Source organism: Ferroplasma sp. Type II (assembly GCF_000496155.1).
Map to the genome: position 1 here is coordinate 5,599 of NZ_KI542748.1, position 830 is coordinate 6,428.

Here is an 830-nt window from a genome sequence, read left to right on the forward strand (position 1 = left end):
CCTTAGTTTCATTACTTTTTGATTTCAGATGGTACATAAAGATAAAAATCAGTGAAGATAAGGATACAAGAGAGGTAAATACAAGATAGGCACTTATCCCCGCTGAGATATTTGTCCTTGTACTCGAAACAAAAATATCTCCCAGACTAACGTTTATTCCTGAAAAATATAGAATAAAAAGCGGAAGTATGGATATAGCTGTTATAATTCCAATATTTCTTAATATTAACATTGCATTATTTGCCTGTACACGGAATTTTTCTTCATGTGCATCTGTTATCATGGTGGTGGATGGTGACCAGAAAAATGATCCTCCGAATCCAGCTACCAGTAACAACTCAGGTATAAATTTCAGATAAATGGCGATAAAAAGAACAGGAATGCATTCAAGCAATGCGCCTATAGCCATAATTGCCTCAGGATTTGGGTACTTGTCATAAAGCATACCGCCAATAGGGCTTGAGATTATGGAGGCAACAGGATAAGTAAATATTATGAGTCCAGCTTCTATGCTGCTGTAGCCCAGATCGCTCTGGAAGTAAAGGCTAAGAGCGAACAAAACTGAAAAAAACACAAAGGATTCCAGGAAAGATGCAAGCGTTATGAGTGAGAATTTTATGTTTCTCAGCAATCCAGGGTCAATTACAGGGTTTTTTATCTGTATATACAGGAATACCGGAAAAATAGCCAGGGAAATCAGCAGATAATATATATTTATAAGGGATATGCCAACAATTAAAGGAACCATAAACACTGCCATTGAAATTGTGGGTTTATATTTAATCCGTGATTTTACCGGCTTATCCTTCCCTATTATTCTGAAACCTGCA

1 protein-coding gene is annotated in these 830 nt (G+C 36.5%); it reads right to left on the reverse strand.

Features of this window, described 5'->3' with window-relative positions; genetic code table 11:
* Positions 1-830: MFS transporter (locus tag AMDU4_RS09475; protein ID WP_290704873.1), on the reverse strand; the 830-nt coding region annotated here is incomplete at both ends.